The following is a 17,595-nucleotide window of genomic DNA, read 5'->3' as shown; positions in this document are numbered from 1 at the left end:
CTGGATGGTTCTGACCTATCGTATACGCTGCTGTCCTGCTGACACAGACGGACATTCGCCGTCCGAAGTGGTGACAAACTGAACATCTTGCAGTAGTGTCGAATACATTACGTCGCACAAAGGCATGAACGAACAGTACCTGCAACATCCTAATTTCGGGTTGCTGTTCCTCGTCTGCAGCCTCGGCCCGAGGAAGGGACTTTTCGCGACGCTCTATGCTCAGCGGATGTTGTTCGTCGTCACCGAGGCGGAGGGCAACGCTCTGCAGTTCGAGTCCCTCAGTCGCGGTCAGGCGCGCCACCTGATCGATGAGCGGCTGCGGGCCTATCGACGGGGAGCGCTCGAACTGGACCACGAGACGATTGACCGGATGAAGTCGTTTTATCAACAGGTGTGAGACCTGGTCCCCCGGCCCCCTTCCTGGCAAGGGCAGGGGGGGCAAAACCGTTTTCTTACTCCCCTTGGCAGTGAGAGGGATCAATCATCCGGATGTTAAGAATCCGTCTTGAAGTCCCCGAGCGCTGATCCCCAAAAGATACAGTGGGCGATCGGAAACTGTCGCATAAGAAGGCAAGGCGATGGTACAGGCGCAAAGTCCAGCAAGGCCGATCGCGAGTATCAATCCGGCGACCGGTCAGATTCTCAAGACCTTTCTCCCGCTCGGCGATAGCGAACTCGAAGCCAGACTCGAACTCGCCTGGCGCACCTTCGGCTCCTACCGGCACACGACGTTTGCCGAGCGGGCCGCAAAGCTGCGCAGGGCTGCAGATATTCTCGGCGCAGGGCGCGAGCAGTACGCCCGACTGATGAGCGCCGAGATGGGCAAGACCCTCACCTCCGCGCTCGCAGAAATCGATAAGTGTGCTGCGGTCTGCCACTTTTATGCCGAGCACGCTGCCGGCTATCTGGCCGACCAACCGGCCCAGACCGACGCCCAAAAAAGCTTCGTGCGCTATCAGCCTTTAGGGCCGGTGCTCGCGATCATGCCCTGGAACTTTCCGTTCTGGCAGGTGTTCCGCTTTGCCGCCCCGGCCCTGATGGCGGGCAACGTGGGCCTGCTCAAGCACGCCTCCAACGTTCCCCAGTCTGCCCTCGCCATCGAGGCGATCTTTCAGCAAGCCGGTTTTGAAGCGGGCGTCTTTCAGACGCTGCTGGTGGGTTCCGAGCGCACCGCCAGGCTGGTAGCCGACGAACGGATCAAAGCCGTCACCCTCACCGGCAGCGAACCGGCTGGCCGCAGTGTGGCCGCTACCGCCGGGCAGCACCTCAAAAAAACGGTGCTCGAACTGGGGGGCAGCGACCCGTTCATCGTCCTGCCGAGCGCGGATCTGGCGGCGGCGGCGGCTACCGCCGTCAAAGCCCGGATGCTCAACAGTGGCCAGTCCTGCATCGCCGCCAAGCGCTTCATCGTCGTGGAGGCCGTGGCCGACCGCTTCGAGCAGTTGCTCGTCGAGCATTTTCGAGCGCTCAAGGTAGGAGATCCGCTGCTGGCCGATACCGATATCGGTCCGCTCGCCACCGAGGCGATTCTCACCGGCCTCGACGCCCAGGTGCGTTCGAGCATCGAACGGGGAGCGCGGGTGCTGGTGGGAGGTGGACGGCTTGCTGGAGCGGGGCACTTCTACGCGCCGACCCTGCTCACCGATATCCCCAAAGACAGCCCGGCCTACAGTGAAGAGCTGTTCGGTCCAGTGGCGTCCTTGTTTCGGGTCAAAGACCTGAACGAAGCGATCGACCTTGCCAACGACACCGCCTTTGGCCTCGGCGCGAGCGGCTGGACGAACGAGCCGGACGAGAAAGCCCGCCTGATCGAAGCGATCGACGCTGGCGCAGTTTTTATCAACGCCATGGTCAAATCCGACCCTCGTCTGCCCTTCGGCGGCATCAAGACCTCGGGCTATGGCCGCGAGCTGGGGCGCGAAGGCATCTTAGAATTTGTCAACATCAAAACGGTGTGGGAGTCATGAACACAGCCGAACTGTTGGTGCAGTGCCTCGCAAAAGAAGGTGTCCAGTACATCTTTGGCCTGCCGGGTGAGGAGAACATGCAGTTTCTCGAAGCGCTGCAGGATTCTTCGATTCGCTTTATCACCACCCGCCACGAGCAGGGTGCCGCCTTTATGGCCGACGTCTACGGACGGCTCACGGGCAAAGCGGGAGTCTGTCTTTCGACCCTCGGCCCCGGTGCCACCAACTTGATGACCGGCGTCGCCGACGCCAACCTCGACAGTGCGCCCCTCATCGCGATCACAGGCCAGGTGGGCACCGACCGGATGCACATCGACTCGCACCAGTACCTCGATCTGGTACAGATGTTCGCTCCCGTCACCAAGTGGAGCACCCAGATCGTCCGGCCCAGCAATACCCCCGAGATCGTCCGCAAGTCCTTCAAGCTGGCCCAGGCCGAAAAACCGGGGGCAGTCCACATCGACCTGCCCGAAAATATCGCGGCGATGGCAGCGACGGGGGCACCGCTCGAAATTACCGACAACAACGACGTCTTCGCCTCCTTCAGCAGCATCAACCGGGCAGCGGAGTTGATTTCGCAGGCGGTCAATCCGATCATCCTGGTGGGCAACGGTGCTATCCGCAACCAGGCGAGCCCGGCGGTGACCGAATTTGCCACCCGCCTGAACATCCCCGTCGCCAACACCTTCATGGGCAAGGGCGTCATCCCCTACACCCATCCCCTCGCCCTCTGGGCGGTGGGCCTTCAGCAGCGCGACTACATCAGCTGCGGCTTCGACAAAGCCGATCTCGTGATCGCGATCGGCTACGACCAGATCGAATATTCGCCCAAAAAGTGGAATCCCGGCGGAGTGATCCCGATCGTCCACATCGGCAAGACGGCGGCGGAGGTCGATAGCAGCTACATTCCCAAAGTCGAAGTTGTAGGCGACATCTCCGACAGCCTGCAGGAGATTCTGGCGCGGGCTGACCGCCAGGGCAAGCCCGACCCCTACGCCATTCACCTGCGCGAGGACATTCGGGGCGAGTACGAGGAGTACGCCTGCGATACCGGCTACCCGATCAAACCGCAGAAGATCATCTACGACCTGCGCCAGGTGCTCGCCCCCCACGACATCCTGATTAGCGACGTCGGCGCGCACAAGATGTGGGTGGCCCGCCATTACCACTGCGACCAGCCCAATACCTGCATCATCTCCAACGGCTTCGCCTCGATGGGCATCGCCATCCCCGGCGCGGTGGCCGCCAAACTCGTCTACCCCGAGCGCAAGGTGGTAGCCGTCACCGGCGACGGCGGTTTCATGATGAACGTGCAGGAACTGGAGACTGCCGTGCGCGTGGGCACCCCCTTCGTTACCTTGATCTTCAACGACGGCGGCTACGGGCTTATCGAGTGGAAGCAGCAGACGCATTTCAACCGCGCCGCCTACGTCCACTTCAGCAACCCGGACTTTGTGAAGTTGGCTGAGAGTATGGGCCTCAAAGGCTACCGCGTCGAGGCCGCAGACGAGTTGCTGCCCGTCCTCAGAAGCGCCCTTGAGCAGAAGGTACCGGCGGTGATCGATTGTCCGGTGGATTATCGCGAGAATATCCGCTTCTCGCAGCGCACCAAACAGCTCAACTGCGCGATCTAAGGCGTGCCAGTAGAGTTCGACGAACGCGCCCGCTGTCTCGGCACCGGCAAGTTCCGAGGGCGGCGGAACTGCGATCTGCTCGGCGGCCTTGAGGCGAATCCGGTGCCGTCTACTGAATCGCCGCCTGACGCACGGGTTTGGCCCTGCCTCGTTCGGCCACTACACTGGTTTTCTATTGCAACAGGGCGGTGCCATGTCTTTGCTGGAGGATGCGGAGGTCTTGCTGCTTGACATCGAGGGAACCATTGCGCCAGTGTCTTTTGTCTTCGAGGTGCTGTTTCCCTACGCGGCAGCGCAGGTAGAAACGTTCTTAGAAGTCCACGGCAAAGAGCCCCTGGTGCAGGCGGATCTGGCGGCGCTGCGCGACGAGTACGAAGCTGACACCGGGCGGGGGCTTATCTTGCCTGACTGGAGCGGACCGGAGCCGACGGCGGCCACACCGTACATCCGCTTTTTGATCGCTGCCGATCGCAAATCCACCGGCTTAAAGTCGCTGCAGGGCAAGATCTGGGAGCAGGGCTACCTGAGCGGAGCCTATCGCTCGCAAATCTTTGCGGACGTGAGACCGGCCTTCGAGCGCTGGACCAGGGCAGGTAAACGCATCTATATCTACTCTTCAGGAAGCATCCAGGCCCAGCGCCTGCTCTTCGAGCACACCGAGCAGGGCGATCTGAGGGGCTACTTGAGTCGCTACTTCGATACCACCAGCGGCCCGAAGCTCGAAGCTGACAGCTACCGCCGGATTGCGGGCCAGATCGCAGTGGATGCGGCTCAAATTTTATTTGCCTCCGATCACCGTGGTGAATTGCGGGCAGCCCAGCAAGCCGGTCTGCGGACTGTTTTGGTCGTTCGTCCCGGCAATGCACTGGCGGAGGGTACAGATTTTCCAGTCGTCCGCAGCTTTGCCCCCGCCCCGGCTGGGGACGAATCTTGATCAAGGGCATCCCCTCAGGGTGCCGGAGGGGTCAGCTTGCTTCCTCCGGCTGGAGCAGGCGGTACTGCTCGTCGGTGATTCGGCCAACGGCGTGCAGGGTGCGGGCGATGCGCGCAAAGGGCAGGACGGCGTGGCTGGTGTAGCCGTGCTCGCGTAGCCGCTCCCGCACCTGGGGTTCATGCTCGATGAGGACGACGATGTCGTTGACGACGAGCCCGGCGGATTCGAGTTTCTGAGCCCCTTCGAGGGCACTTTTGCCGCTGATCAATACATCGTCCACGACCACTACTACCTCGCCCGGCTCGAAGCTGCCCTCGATTGCGCGCCGGGTGCCGTGGGCCTTGACTTCCTTGCGCGGAAAGATAAGGGGCACGTTCAGGTGCAGCGCCAGTCCCGAGGCGGTGGGCAGCGAGCCGTAGGGAATACCGGCGAGCCGGTCGAAGCGCAGTTGCTGGAGGATCTGGGCGTAGGCGAGGAGCACCTGATGAAAAAGCTGGGGATTGGAGATGATCCGCCTGAGGTCGATGTAATAAGGAAAAACGGCTCCGCTCGCCTGCACGTGCTCGCCAAAGAGTACGCAGCCGCTGTCGAATAGCTGCAGGGTGAGTTCGAGGTGTGGGTCGCTCTGGGGTACGAGCAAACAGACATCCGGTTGCCAGAGGCTGCAGCTACTGGAAGTGTCCTGCCGGGTAGATTCGTGGCGCGATTTTTCGATGTCGCGGCGCAGAGCGTCTACCTGAGTGGCTGGATCGCCCGCCACCAGCATCTCCAGGGGCACCGGCACCAGCAGGCCCGACCCCGCTGTATCGAGGCCCGCCGCCAGGATCGAATCCAGTCCCTCGCTCAAGGCCCAGACGCTGCGCAGTAAGATCACCCGCTCCGGTGCGGCGGCCCTGAGGCGGGCAAGCACTTCGGCGCGCACCGGTCCTACCTCCAGACCCAACTGTTCGGGCAATCCCCAGGCACACGCCTCACGAACCACCTGCAGGTACAGGGGCGTCTGCTCGCTCGGATAGGTCTGCAGCGCCTGGGCAGCGGGATTGGCGGTGCAGCAGAGCACGAAGACGCCCCGGTGGGGATGGAGGAGAAAGGGGGCGACGACATCCTGCCCGGCGTAGGGGTTGAGGGTGATCCCATCGAAGTGCCAGTCCTCGAAGACCGTGCGGGCCATGAGGGTGGCGGTATTGAGATCGGCGTGCTTGGCATCGAGGATGAGCGGCAGATCCGGCCCCACCCACTCGCGCAGTTCGACAAGCAGCGCCAGCCCCTCCGGCCCGAGAGCCTGATAGAAGCCGAGGGTGGGCTTGTAAGCGCAGACGAGATCGGCGGTCTGGTCGATTAAAAAGCGCAGCCACGCTCTTAGAGGTTTGATCGAAGAACCCTGGCCGTAGCGGGCGGGCAACCACTCGGGGTTGGGATCGAGGCCCACGAAGAGCAAACTGTTATTTTTCCGGATCGCCGCGTTGAGCCTGTCTAAAAAATTCATCAGCATCTGCCGGGGCGCGTGTCTTCTTACTGTAGGCGCTCAGGACGGACCTGCACCGCGCTCCACCTGCACTTTTGCCCCCGGCACCGCGTCGTCGGTCGGATTGACCACCAGTTGCTCGTTGCCGGTAAGGCCCGAGACGACCTCGACCGTATCGCCGAAGTCGCGGCCCAGGGCAATTTTCTGGAGGTGAATGGTGCTGTTGATACCGACGACGGCGACTTCGGGACCGGCGGCGCGGACGATGAGGGTGCTCGCTGGGATCACCAGGGGCGGTGCTGTGCGGCGGCCACTCAACTCCACCTGGGCGTACATGCCAGGCAGCAGGCGGCCATCGCGGTTATCGACCTGCACCTCGGTGAGCATCGTGCGCGAGGCGGGATCGAGGGCTCCGGCGGTGCGGGTGATGCGGCCTGTAAAGGGGGCCGGGTACTCCTGTACCAGGACGTGGGCGCTCTGGCCCACCTTTACTCCCGGCGCAAAGGGCTGGGGAACGTTGATAAAGATGCGCACGCGATCAGTTTTGGCGACGGTGAAAAGATTGGTGCGCGTGTTGCCGGAACTGCTCACGAGCGCCCCGTTATCGACGTTGCGGGCGGTGATGATCCCGGCGTAGGGCGAGCGCACCTGCTTGAAATTTTGCAGGGCAAGCAGTCGATTTAATTCAGCTTGCTGGGAGCGGATCGTGGCCTGCTGGGCGGCGACGGCCTCAAGCTGGGCCTGGTAGGTCGAGGTGCGCTCGTCCACGTCCTGCCGGGCGACCGCCCCCTGCCGTCCGAGATTCTGCCAGCGCTCCAGGGTCGTGCGGTAGAGATCGAGGTTGACCTGCCGCTGTTTGAGGTCGGCCTGGGCCTGGGCGAGGTTGGAGCGCTGCTGGTTTACCTGCTGGTCCAGTTCCGGCGTCTCGATCACCGCCAGCAGCTGGCCCGCCTGCACCCGATCGCCGATATCGACGGTGCGCCGCTCCAGGTAGCCGTCGGCGCGGGCGTTAATCACCGTGTCGGAGAGTGCCTGGATGTTGCCCGGCAGGCGCACGGCGGTGGTCCGGCCTGAGCGGGTGGGCCGGACGATGGAGACCGCCGCTGGCTTGCTCGCGAGTTCGCCTGCCTCCGCTTCGAGGGTGCGCTGGCGCTGCAGCCGGGGGAGAAACCCGAGGGCAAACAACCCCGCCAGTCCAGCTACGATCGCGACGAGCAGGAGCGGGCCTTTGAGGGAGAATGCTTTTTTGGCGGACTTCTCACTGGCCATCGACTATTCCTCCTGCTGAGATTGGGCGCTGAGCGAGTAGGCAGAGGCAGCTTCGGGCAGCGTCCGATCTTCGTCAGTATCGGGATCAAAGGGCTGGGCGCGGCGCAGGACGCTGTAGACGAGCGGTACAAAGAGCAAAGTCGTGACCGTCGCCACGAGCAAGCCACCGATCACCGCCCGGCCCAGGGGGGCGTTCTGCTCGCCTCCCTCTCCAAAGCCGAGCGCCATGGGCAACATGCCGATAATCATCGCGAGTGCCGTCATCAAGACCGGCCTGAGGCGGGTGTAACCGGCGGCGAGGGCAGCGGCAGTGGCGTCGAGGCCGTGGCGGCGCTGGTCGTTGGCGAAGGTGACGAGCAAGATGCTGTTGGCGGTGGCCACACCGATGCTCATGATCGCTCCCATCAGCGAGGGTACGCTCACCGTGGTCTGGGTGATAAAGAGCATCCAGCAGATCCCGGCGAGCGCTCCGGGCAGAGCCGAGATGATGATGAACGGATCGAGCCAGGACTGGAAGTTAATTACCATCAGGCAGTAGACCAGCACGATCGCAAAGATGAGGCCCAGGGCGAGGCTGGTAAAAGCAGTGGTCATGCTCTCCACCTGGCCGCGCACGACGATGCGGCTGCCGCGCGGCAGTTGCTTCTCGTAGCGGGCCACGATCGAACGGACCTCAGCGGCGACGCTGCCCAGGTCGCGGTCCTGGACGTTGGCGTAGATGTCGTAGACCGGCTGGACGTTGTAGTGGTTGATCACCTGGCCGATGGTCCTGCGCTGGATCGTAGCCAGGTTGCTCAGCAACTGGGGCGCGCTCAGACCGGCGGCACTCACCGGCGTGTTCTGGAGGGCGGCGAGCGAATCGACCCGGTACTGGGGCGTCTGCACCGCCACCAGATAGTTGACGCCGTTTTTGGGGTTGAGCCAGTAGTTGGGAGCGGCCTGACCGCTGGAACTGAGCGAATAGAGCACCGTATTGGCGACGTCGCGCTGGCTGAGGCCCAGTTCGGAGGCGCGGGTGCGATCGACGTCGATGCGCAGGGTGGGCGAATCGAGCACCTGATGAATGTGGACATCGACGGTGCCGGGGATACGGGCGATCTCCGCCAGCAACTTGCGGGCGATGGGATAGTTTTTTTGCTGGTTGCGCGGCGGCCCGCTCACCTGCACGTCGATCGGGGCAGGCAGACCAAAGTTGAGAATCTGGGTAACGATGTCACTGGGCTGAAAGAAAAAGGTCAGCTCCGGAAATTCGGCCACCAGCCTGCGGCGCAAGCGCCGGACAAGATCGTGGGTCGAGCCGTGGTCTTCTTTGAGGGAGACGAGAATTTCGCCGTCGCTCGGGCCAATCGTGGAGCTGTCGCTGAAGGCGAGGTTGACGCCGCCCACCGGCAGACCGATGTTATCGATGATTGTCGAGAGTTCGCCCCTCGGGACCGTCTGCCTGATCGCCCGCTCGACGCGGGCAAAGTAGACTTCGGTCTGCTCGATGCGGGTGCCTACCGGCGTGCGCACGTGCAGCCGGAACTGCCCGGCGTCTACCTGCGGAAAAAAGTCCTGGCCCAGCATCGCAAAAAGGAGCAAAGAACCGCCAAAGAAAGCGGCAAATAGCCCAAAGACTGCGCCCCGGTGGGCGAGGGTCCAGACCAGCAAGTCGCGGTAGCCGTTTCGCAGGCGCTCAAAAAGCCGGTTGAACCCCTCATGAAAGCGCCAGATCCAGTCGCCCTTTGCCGTATGGGGAGCAGCGTAGCGATCGACTTCTGGCCGCAGCAGATAGTTGACCAGTACCGGCACCAGCGTGCGCGAGAGCAGATAGGAGGCGAGCATCGCAAAGACGACCGCCAGCCCCAACGGCACAAACAGCGACCGGGCCGCGCCGCTTAAGAAGACGACCGGCACAAAGACGATGCAGATGCACAGGGTCGAGACGAAAGCCGGTACGGCGATCTGCTGGGCACCGTCGAGGATGGCCTGCTTGAGGGGCTTGCCCTGGCCCAGGTTGCGGTGGATGTTTTCAATTTCGACGGTGGCATCGTCCACCAGAATGCCCACCGCCAGCGCCAGACCCCCCAGGGTCATCGCGTTGAGGGTCTGGCCGAGCAGGCTGAGGGCGATGATCGAGCAGAGAATCGAGAGCGGAATCGAAATGGTGATGATGAGGGTGCTGCGCCACGAACCAAGAAATACCAGGATCATCGTGCCGGTGAGCAGAGCGGCGATGAGCGCCTCGCGCACCACGCCGTCGATCGCGGCGCGCACAAAGATCGACTGATCAAAGAGCAGCTTGAGGTTCAACTCCGGCGGCAGCGTGGACTGGATGCGGGGCAGAGCCGCCTTGACCCGGTCCACGACATCGAGGGTCGAGGCTCCGCCGTTTTTGAGGACCGTGAGCAGGCTGGAGCGCTGGCCGTCCTGGCGGACGATGTTGGTCTGTACAGCAAAGCCGTCGCGCACCTGGGCCACGTCGCGGATGTAAACGGTCGCCCCGTTCGCCTGCTTGATCGGCAGATCGCCCAGGGCTTTGACGATCTCGGGGCTGGAATTGAGTTCGACGTTGTACTCGCGGGCACCGATCTTGGCGGTACCGGCGGGGAGGATCAAATTCTGGGCGTTAATCGCAGCGGTGACATCGGCTGCCGATAGGCCACGGGCAAAAAGTGCGTCGGGGTCGATATCGACCATGATCTGGCGCGGCTTGCCGCCGTAGGGCAACGGCACAGAGGCACCCTGGACGGTGGCAAGCTGGGTGCGCACAAAGTTGAGGCCATAGTCGTACAACTCCGCCTCAGAGAGCTTTTTGCTCGAAACACCCACCTGCAGGACCGGCACGCTCGCCGCGCTGTAGCGGATGATGAGCGGCGGCACGATCCCCGGCGGCAGAATGCGCAGGATGGTCTGGGAGACAGAGGTGACCTGGGCCACCGCCGCCTCGACCTTCGCACCGGGCTGAAAGAAGACCTTGATCACACTCACGCCGTTCATCGACTGCGATTCGATGTGCTCGATGTCGTTGACCGTCGTGGTCATTGCCCGCTCGGAGATCGTAGCGATCCGCTTTTCCATGTCGTTGGGGTTGACGCCGCCGTAGGTCCAGATCACGCTCACCACCGGCACGTCAATCTCAGGCAGAATGTCGGTCGCCATCCGGGCAATCGTCACCGCTCCCAATAAGACGACGAGCAGACTGGCGACGATGAATGTATAGGGACGGCGCAGCGCCAGCCGGACGATCCACATAGCTCCACCTGTAACGAGAAGAAAAAATCACCCCAGCCGTCGCCGGGGGATCGGTATCTGACTTTACTGTTGCAGGCTGTACAGATTCCAGAGTACGCAAAAACGTTCCTGTAGTCAAATAGTTATTTAAGTGTTTAATTAAGAGTGACCGGCAGCGCAGCGGGAACATGGGTGAGCAGGCGGACCACGAGCAGCGGGCGCGGGCGTTTATGGCCCTCGCCGATACGACCCGGCTGCAGATCGTCGAGATGCTGGCGGCTGTGCCTGAATTGAGTACTTCCGAAATTGCCGAGCGGCTGGGGGTGAGCCTCTCCCTTGCCTGCCACCACACCAAGCAGCTGTGGGAGGTGGGGTTGCTCGACAAGCGCAAAGAAGGGCAGACCAAGTACAACCGCCTCAACCGCGACCTGCTCAGGGCGTTGCTGGCTAGCCTGGACAGTCCGGGTTAGATTCACAGTGCCCTCTCAAACATCTGATAGGTCAGGGGCCGCCCCCATTCGTCGCCGGTGCATTCTCGGGAGAGGGTGAAGCCAAACTTGCGATAGAGGTGGTGGGCGGCATCGAGGCCCGCGAAGGTCCACAGGTACACCCGCTCAAAGCTCGCCTCCAGGCAAAAATCGAGGGCTGCCTGCAACAGGATCTGGCCGATTCCCAGACCCTGGTGAGTGGGCGCGAGAACGAACCAGCGCAGCCGCGCCCCCTCCTCCCTGCTGCGGCCATCGACTGCCAGCGAGCCGACAACTTCGCCCGCCACCGTCGCTGCAAAAAACCGATCGCGCTTCTCGTCCAGTTCGAGCAAGAACTGAGAAAGATCTCCTGCCACCTGCGCCTCGAAGCGCAGGCCAAGATTCCACTGCCGACCGTAGTAACTGCCATGCAGTTCCGTCACCTTGCCGATCGTTCCGGGGCTGTAGCCGCGCAACTGCACTTTTTCCATCCGCCTCCGGCACCGCGCTTGCTCCTACTCTAGAAGCTCCTCTCACAAGAGGTCCAATATATTGTTTGGCATTAGATGATATGCAATAGATATCAAGTTAGGGAATTCCCGTGGAACTTCGCCACCTGCGCTACTTCCTCGCTGTCGCTGAGGAGTTGCACTTTGGTCGGGCCGCTGCCCGGCTGCACATCGCCCAACCGCCCCTCAGCCAGCAGATCCAGGCTCTTGAGCAGGAAATAGGTGTGTCGCTATTTGAGCGGGGCCGCAGGCCCGTGCAACTCACCTACGCGGGCCAGGTTTTCTTAGAATCCATTCGGCCCGTGCTCGCCGCCGTCGAGCAGGCCGTGCTCACTGCCCGGCAGGCGAGCCGGGGCGAGGTGGGCCGTCTGGTCGTAGGCTTTGTGAGCGCCGCTGCCTACAGTCTGCTGCCCGATACCTGGCGCGTCTTTCGCGAGCGCTACGCCGAGGTGACGCTGGTGCTCAACGAATTGCCCCAGGACACCCAGTTGCGGGCGCTCTACGAGGATCGCATCGATGTCGGGTTCGTCTACCTGCCCCTGCTCGACGCTGAGATTGCCCACCTGTCTATCCTCCAGCAGCCGCTGGTGGCGGCCCTGCCTGCCAATCATCCGCTCGCCAGTTACCCGATCATTGCCCTCGAACAGTTGCGCGCCGAGCCGTTCATTCTCTTTCCGCGCCAGTTTGGCCCAAGTTACTACGATCAGCTGGTAGGGCTTTGCTTCGAGGCGGGTTTTAGCCCAAAAGTCGTGCAGGAGGCCAACAACATCCAGACCACCATTCACCTCGTCGCCGGTGGCATCGGTGTTGCCCTCGTTCCCGCTTCGGTGCGCAACTTTCAGCGCTCTGGAGTGGTCTACCGCGAACTGGCCGATCCCAAAGCCCAGGTGGAGGTGGCGGCGATCTGGCGGGAGAACAACGCCTCACCGGTTCTGGAGGCATTCTTGAACGTCGTGCGCGAAGTCGCCGGTCTGCCCCACTTGGAGCGGCAAAATGCTGACGGCTCGTCAGTGGACCAGCCCGGCGATCAAGTTGATGCTGAGAGCGAGAATCACCGTGTTGAAGACAAACGACAATAGGGAGTGGCCCAGAACAACGCGCCGGATCCCAGAAGAGGAGATTTCCACATCCGATACCTGAAAAGTCATGCCGATCACGAACGAGAAGTAGGCAAAGTCCCAGTAGTTGGGCGGTTCCTTGCCGGGAAACTCCAGGCCGCCGTCTTCTCCCCGGTAGTAGTCGCGGGCGTAGTGGAAGGCGTAGGTGGTGTGGGTGAGCAACCAGGAACTGAGCACCGAGGTGACGGCCAGCGCCACGTCGCCCGCCAGCAGGTGGGGGGCATGTCCCCTGACATCGGCTAAGAGCAAAGCAATCGCGACCAGGCTCGCCGTAGTCGCTCCAATCACCAGAAAGAAGATGACCGTGCGGCCCACATCTTCCTCGTCGGCCAGGCTCGCGATCCGCTCACGGGTAATCATCAAGGCGGTCAGCCAGGACAGCGACAGATAACAAAGCGTCGCACTCTCCCAGGGAACCAAGGTGCGGTAGAGCAGGGAACTGTCGCGGCTGACCAATAAATAAGCGACCGCCGCTGCGATTAAAGACAAAAGCAGGCGGTTGATAGGGTGAAGGTTGACGATCCGATCCATCATCGGCGAAGTTGTCATCTGGCATTTCCTCGCTCCGCTGGCCTACGGTACACCACTTGCACCTCGTTCTAGGACTGCAGCTATGCAACTGCGCTTTTGGTACCGCGCTTATTTTTACTCTAAAGGCCCCCTTTAGTAGAAGATCAACGCCTTCAGTTCTCAAGATGCTCTTGCGTATCGTGCAGGAGGTTGCTGTTCTACCTGCACCGCCCTGAGAATAAATTTTAAAATAATGCACTACCTTTTTAGTTTCAGTTCTCTAAAATTTCTACAAGTAGCTCTTTAGCAAGCGCTGCACTTGAAGCTGCTATTTCTCCAGAGTCTACAAGTGGATGTGCTGCCTCTCCAGCCATTGCTGCACCTCTGGCTGTCGCAGACGTAAACAGTTCCTCCAAGTAGCGTATGCCCTGCTCTGTAATCTCTTGGGAGCGCTTGTCCGCCAAAAGCTTTTTCATAGTCGCGGCCATTGTGTCCACAGAAGTTTCTCTCAAAAGGCGGTACACATCGAGGGCATCCTTATTACTCAGACGATGTGGTTTTTCTATTCGCTCTTCGATTTTATACAACTTTGCAATCAACAATGCACCTGGTCCAGCTACTCTAATTTCAAACTTTCGAGTATCGGTATCTTCCAGAGCTCCAATAATTTGTACGTCCTGGTCTACAAGTGCTGCCTCCAGACCTAGAGTTCGCCTCGCTACCCTTCGTCCATGATTACCAAGGTCGGCTCCTCTTCTACCCTGTCCGCTTAGACTTTCTGGAACCATAAAATCGATTGCTATATCTCCACTGCTCTTCCATGCACCAGGAGGAGTCTCTAATTTAAATCCTGCAGCTTCAAGTACTTCTTCGAGTAGAGGCTTATCAGTGAGTATCGTAGAGTTGATCATTAAGTCTGCATCAGTAGTGTACGGTGCAACAGCAAGATCGGACTCGCCAGTGCGAAGATATATAGCTTGTGCTCCAACTAGGACGACTGCCTCTCTGTGTTTACCAAGCGCTTCTAGAACATCTAGAAGCGCCTTGCGAGCCTGAACGTATTCCGGTTCAAATCCGGTCGTTAGATACACTTACGCCTCCACACAGATACGTTTTTTCCCATCCATTCCAGCAATGCCTCAGCCTCAGCAGGACCACGACCCGGACTGACCATAAGGTCTACAGCAACCTGCGTAGCTGCCGCATTTCGCTGCGGCATCTCCCAGTCCCATAGACGAGAGAAAACAACTGGATCAAACGGTTCAAGTAAAATAACATTCGCTCCTGTTTCAGTCTCCACTAGCTGCAAATTCTTCGCTGTAGTACGAACATTAGGAACATATACCAGCCCAAGCCGTGCTGGCGAAACGGACACACGTTGGTTTAGAGCTAGCGATCCTGTCAAAGCCCATTTCTCTTGTAGATTCTGAAGTTTAGACAATAGGTTTGAAAGACCTCGAGGCTCTAAGTACGACGTATACTTACCAGAAACAAACAACACGTAATCCTGGCTCCAGCGTCTCAAAACTCCACACCAATCAACATCAATAATACGCCCACTACTGCGCTGCACAAGCCCATCGCGCTCTAATAAGTCAGCCACCCGGCTGATTGCTGACACCGCAGCATCTGAACATTTGGCAAGTTCACGAACTCCATATGGAGGAATAAAGTCGCATAGCGCTCGTATAGCTCTTCCTGCACCTGCCCCTTTCAATGAGCGCAAAGGTTTTCCCGCTTCCCGGTAGGGATTTTTGTCAGTTCCTGTTGTTTCTATAAAGATTGCGGGCTTCTCAATGGCGAGTCTGGAGTTTCCAACAGAATCTATATAATTAACTTCGTATTCGAGCAGCCGTGTACGGGCAGCCTTACCTAAAAAGGGACACAGTAACAATGGAACGCACTGATCATAGCGGCGCAGCTGAGCTGCAATATACGGTACCTTGTGCGCTTCTACTGGCTGGCTTTTCACTTCGATGATGATGGCCGCGCTCATACCCTGTGGATCTGTAAGGACTGCCGTTGCGTCTGGCCTCATCCCTCGCCCGAGGTGAGGCTCGATCTGCTCGCGCTCAAGCTTCCATCTTGCAGGAAGCCGAGCTCGAATAACATCTAGGAGGTTAAGCAAGTCTGTTTCAGAAATGGCCATGTTTCATTTTAAACGAAACAAGCTGGTTTCTGAAACATGGAGTTGTAGCTGCTCCTGGCGGCAGTTCCTGGTTGCAATACCGATGCCGCTGAGGCGCTGCCGCATGAAGAACAAGAAGCGCATCGGTTGGCGCTCGTGATCGAGCAATTCTACATCGGGGAATTTTTCGCCTACCTGCAGATTTGTCGTCACAGGCACCCCCGGTAGTGAAATTTAGCGGGTGACGAGAGTATCGAGAGTATCGCCCAGCACGCCCGATTGGACCACCCGCAGGTAGGCAGGATTTTTAGTCAGGGCATCGGCTTTGGCTCCGAGGCGGCCAGCCTCCGCCTGGGCTTCGGAGATGGCAGTCTTGGCTTCCTGGGTGGCCTGATCGATCTCGTAGTCTTTTTTGGCAAGCTGGTTCTCGGCGATCGTCTTGGCCTCGATGGCCGAGACAAAGTCCTTGTCGAAGCTCACGTCCCTGAGCAGCAGATCGAGGACGTTGATGCCGTAGGGACCGAGGTTGCCTGCCACCCGCTCGCGGATCTGCGCCTGCAACAGGGGACGCTTTGTCGAGTAGAGCGCCTGGGCAGAAAAGCCGCTGGTTTCAGAAGAGATCACAGAACGAACAATCGGCGCAATGCGGTCGATATAGTCAGTGCCCAGAGTCTCGTAGACTTTGGCCGGATCGGCCACGACAAACTGCATCGTTACTTCGGTGCTGATCTCCTGACCGTCGCGGGTGAGGGCGACGACGCGGGGACCGTAGGTGTTCTCGCCGCCATTTTTGAACGTGAGCGTCTGGGTCTTGATGTCGAAGGGAATCGTCTGGGAGACCACCGGCAGCACCAGGTGCGCCCCCGGCTGCAGCGCCTCGCGCTGGATGCCCCCGAGCCAGGAGAAGACCACGAGGTTTTCGCCGTTGCCCACAAAACGCACCGGGTTGAGGCTCACAAGCAAAAAAGCGAGGATCAAGACCCCGATAATTTGCGGTCCCCAAAAAAGCCAGTTCTGCCGATCGCTACTCATCTTTGGCTGTCACGATGTCTTCTGGTGGTCTTTGTCTGTATCCTACACGGCGTCTGGCTGTTAACCGCTGTTGGTGGTCTCGGTCGGATCGACGACGGAACCTAAAAACAACACGAAGCCGGAGTAATTGTTGTAGATCGCAAAAAAGAAAGGCCGATCGACATTAAAGACGAAGGGTGCCCGGCGGCGGCGCTCACTGCGGGCTGAAGGTGACTGGGCTGGATTGACGATGCTCAGCGGACGCTGCTTGGTGTCGCCGGTGGGCAGTGGCGGCTCCAGGCCATCCTCGCGGGCCTCGAAGGCGGTCTGGTGGCTCACCTCGTCGAGGGCGGTTCCCAGCCCAGGAAAGCTCGTTCCTGCCGAAAAGGCGTTTACCATGCCCAGCGCCTTGAGGGCCCGGCTCAGACCACTGCCGTAGCGCAACCGCAACTGGGGCAGGTAGACGGCTCCATCGCGCAGGGCAAATTGCTGCATCCAGAGCTGCCAGCGCTCGTCGCTCAGGTCGTCTTCAAAGGCGGTGAGGGTGGTACCGGCGGCGGGCAAAAACACGATCATGCTCCATTCACTGTTGCGGCCAAAAGGCAGGTTCACCGCCTGAAAATCGCGCCCCTCGAAGTAGCGAAAGCTGCCGGTCATCCCCATGCGCTGCACGGTCTTCTGCTTGCCATCGCTCAGGGTAAAAGGAACCTCGCTCGTCTCTACCGGATTGAATGCCTGCCGCCAGGGGGCACGAAAAGTGGCTGCGTTTACCAGTACCCGCGAGCGGGTCTGCGGTCGCTCTCGATCGAGAACCCGATCGATCTGACCGCTGGTGCCCAGGGAGAGCTGGCGGTTGAGATCGATGGCTGTCGTCGAATTTTGTAAATTGGCGATCAGCACATTTGCTCCAGGACGGGGGAGGGCCAGCCCCGAAAAGCGTTGAGAAAGATCGGCGGCACTTCCCTGCGCCCAGAGCACGTTGGCAAGCGTCAGCTGTATCCGTGGCTCATCGGTGCGAAACTGTTCGCTCAGCAAGGCGAGGGCCTCGCTCGCCTGGTCCAGCTCCTGATCGCGCCACTCGATCGTACTTGCGATCTCGCGCCTGACCGGATCGGAGGCTCCCGGCAGCAGCAGGCCCAGGGCAATTTCGACGCTCAAAGGCGAAATCAAGATATTCCCCTCGCGGGGCTGGGCTTCCTCCGTCAGCTCGCTCAAAAGCCGAAAGCCAAAGCGCAGGTTCGCCTCGCGCAGGCGGATATTGAGCGGAACGCTGACCTCGCGGGCACTCAGGGCTGCCTTGCGCGGAGCAGCGACAGCAACTGCACAAGAAGCCAGCAGGCAAGCAAAGATTAAGGCCAGTCTCAACAAGA

16 protein-coding genes are annotated in these 17,595 nt (G+C 60.3%); 6 read left to right on the top strand and 10 right to left on the bottom strand.

Annotated features, from left to right (window positions below):
- Window positions 1-124: 124 nt before the first annotated feature.
- From GKIL_RS15275 to mtnC, 4 genes are all read left to right on the top strand, one after another.
- Window positions 125-397 carry a PII-interacting protein PipX family protein gene (locus tag GKIL_RS15275; protein WP_023174625.1) on the top strand — a complete coding sequence of 91 codons (273 nt, stop codon included), beginning with the start codon at window positions 125-127 and terminating at the stop codon, window positions 395-397.
- A gap of 181 nt (window positions 398-578) precedes the next feature.
- The gene (locus GKIL_RS15270; protein WP_023174624.1) at window positions 579-1,967 is read left to right on the top strand and encodes an NAD-dependent succinate-semialdehyde dehydrogenase; all 1,389 of its coding nucleotides are present in this window, start codon (window positions 579-581) and stop codon (window positions 1,965-1,967) included.
- On the top strand, window positions 1,964-3,601 hold the full coding sequence (locus GKIL_RS15265) for an acetolactate synthase large subunit (protein ID WP_023174623.1): 1,638 nt from the start codon (window positions 1,964-1,966) through the stop codon (window positions 3,599-3,601). Before GKIL_RS15270 ends, GKIL_RS15265 begins: the two co-directional genes overlap by 4 nt.
- A gap of 193 nt (window positions 3,602-3,794) precedes the next feature.
- On the top strand, window positions 3,795-4,535 hold the full coding sequence (mtnC, locus tag GKIL_RS15260) for an acireductone synthase (protein ID WP_023174622.1): 741 nt from the start codon (window positions 3,795-3,797) through the stop codon (window positions 4,533-4,535).
- A 31-nt stretch (window positions 4,536-4,566) separates the two neighbouring features.
- Here mtnC and GKIL_RS15255 read toward each other — a convergent pair whose 3' ends face one another.
- Genes GKIL_RS15255 through GKIL_RS15245 form a run of 3 tightly spaced genes read right to left on the bottom strand, consistent with a single transcriptional unit; the run spans window position 4,567 to window position 10,503 of the window.
- On the bottom strand, window positions 4,567-6,021 hold the full coding sequence (locus tag GKIL_RS15255) for a bifunctional orotidine-5'-phosphate decarboxylase/orotate phosphoribosyltransferase (protein WP_041243989.1): 1,455 nt from the start codon (window positions 6,019-6,021) through the stop codon (window positions 4,567-4,569).
- Between the two features lie 39 nt (window positions 6,022-6,060).
- Window positions 6,061-7,269, bottom strand: a complete 1,209-nt coding sequence (locus GKIL_RS15250; RefSeq protein ID WP_023174620.1) for an efflux RND transporter periplasmic adaptor subunit — start codon at window positions 7,267-7,269, stop codon at window positions 6,061-6,063.
- A 3-nt stretch (window positions 7,270-7,272) separates the two neighbouring features.
- Complete coding sequence (locus GKIL_RS15245; protein ID WP_023174619.1) at window positions 7,273-10,503, bottom strand: efflux RND transporter permease subunit; 3,231 nt, start codon at window positions 10,501-10,503, stop codon at window positions 7,273-7,275.
- 167 nt (window positions 10,504-10,670) lie between these two features.
- Here GKIL_RS15245 and GKIL_RS15240 point away from each other — a divergent pair, with 167 nt between their 5' ends.
- Entirely contained in the window at window positions 10,671-10,952 is a 282-nt protein-coding gene (locus tag GKIL_RS15240; protein ID WP_023174618.1) for an ArsR/SmtB family transcription factor, read from the top strand.
- Window positions 10,953-10,954: 2 nt separating this feature from the next.
- Here the strand turns inward: GKIL_RS15240 and GKIL_RS15235 are convergent, their stop codons facing one another.
- A complete protein-coding gene (locus GKIL_RS15235) occupies window positions 10,955-11,440 on the bottom strand; it encodes a GNAT family N-acetyltransferase (RefSeq protein ID WP_023174617.1) in 486 nt (161 codons plus the stop codon).
- 110 nt (window positions 11,441-11,550) lie between these two features.
- On the opposite strand from GKIL_RS15235, the gene GKIL_RS15230 reads away from it, so the two are divergent.
- Window positions 11,551-12,537: a LysR family transcriptional regulator gene (locus GKIL_RS15230; protein WP_023174616.1), complete on the top strand. Its 987-nt coding sequence runs from the start codon at window positions 11,551-11,553 to the stop codon at window positions 12,535-12,537.
- On the opposite strand, the gene GKIL_RS15225 is transcribed toward GKIL_RS15230, so the two are convergent.
- From GKIL_RS15225 to GKIL_RS15205, 6 genes are all read right to left on the bottom strand, one after another.
- Window positions 12,466-13,125, bottom strand: coding sequence for a DUF1345 domain-containing protein (locus tag GKIL_RS15225; RefSeq protein WP_023174614.1), 660 nt, complete (start codon window positions 13,123-13,125; stop codon window positions 12,466-12,468). The genes GKIL_RS15230 and GKIL_RS15225 overlap by 72 nt on opposite strands.
- Before the next feature lie 233 nt (window positions 13,126-13,358).
- Window positions 13,359-14,177, bottom strand: coding sequence for a GSU2403 family nucleotidyltransferase fold protein (locus GKIL_RS24885; protein WP_023174613.1), 819 nt, complete (start codon window positions 14,175-14,177; stop codon window positions 13,359-13,361).
- Complete coding sequence (locus GKIL_RS24880; RefSeq protein WP_023174612.1) at window positions 14,168-15,235, bottom strand: helix-turn-helix domain-containing protein; 1,068 nt, start codon at window positions 15,233-15,235, stop codon at window positions 14,168-14,170. Before GKIL_RS24880 ends, GKIL_RS24885 begins: the two co-directional genes overlap by 10 nt.
- Window positions 15,236-15,238: 3 nt before the next feature.
- Complete coding sequence (locus GKIL_RS15215) at window positions 15,239-15,427, bottom strand: hypothetical protein (protein WP_041243987.1); 189 nt, start codon at window positions 15,425-15,427, stop codon at window positions 15,239-15,241.
- A 21-nt stretch (window positions 15,428-15,448) separates the two neighbouring features.
- The gene (locus tag GKIL_RS15210) at window positions 15,449-16,246 is read right to left on the bottom strand and encodes a prohibitin family protein (RefSeq protein ID WP_023174610.1); all 798 of its coding nucleotides are present in this window, start codon (window positions 16,244-16,246) and stop codon (window positions 15,449-15,451) included.
- A 60-nt stretch (window positions 16,247-16,306) separates the two neighbouring features.
- Complete coding sequence (locus GKIL_RS15205; protein ID WP_187293825.1) at window positions 16,307-17,590, bottom strand: serpin family protein; 1,284 nt, start codon at window positions 17,588-17,590, stop codon at window positions 16,307-16,309.
- Between the last annotated feature and the right edge of the window lie 5 nt (window positions 17,591-17,595).

It is taken from the genome of Gloeobacter kilaueensis JS1 (genome assembly GCF_000484535.1).
In the GTDB taxonomy this organism is placed as follows: Bacteria; Cyanobacteriota; Cyanobacteriia; order Gloeobacterales; family Gloeobacteraceae; genus Gloeobacter; species Gloeobacter kilaueensis.
The sequence above is the reverse complement of the archived record's forward strand: the minus strand, read 5'-3'. Positions and strand labels throughout refer to the sequence as shown.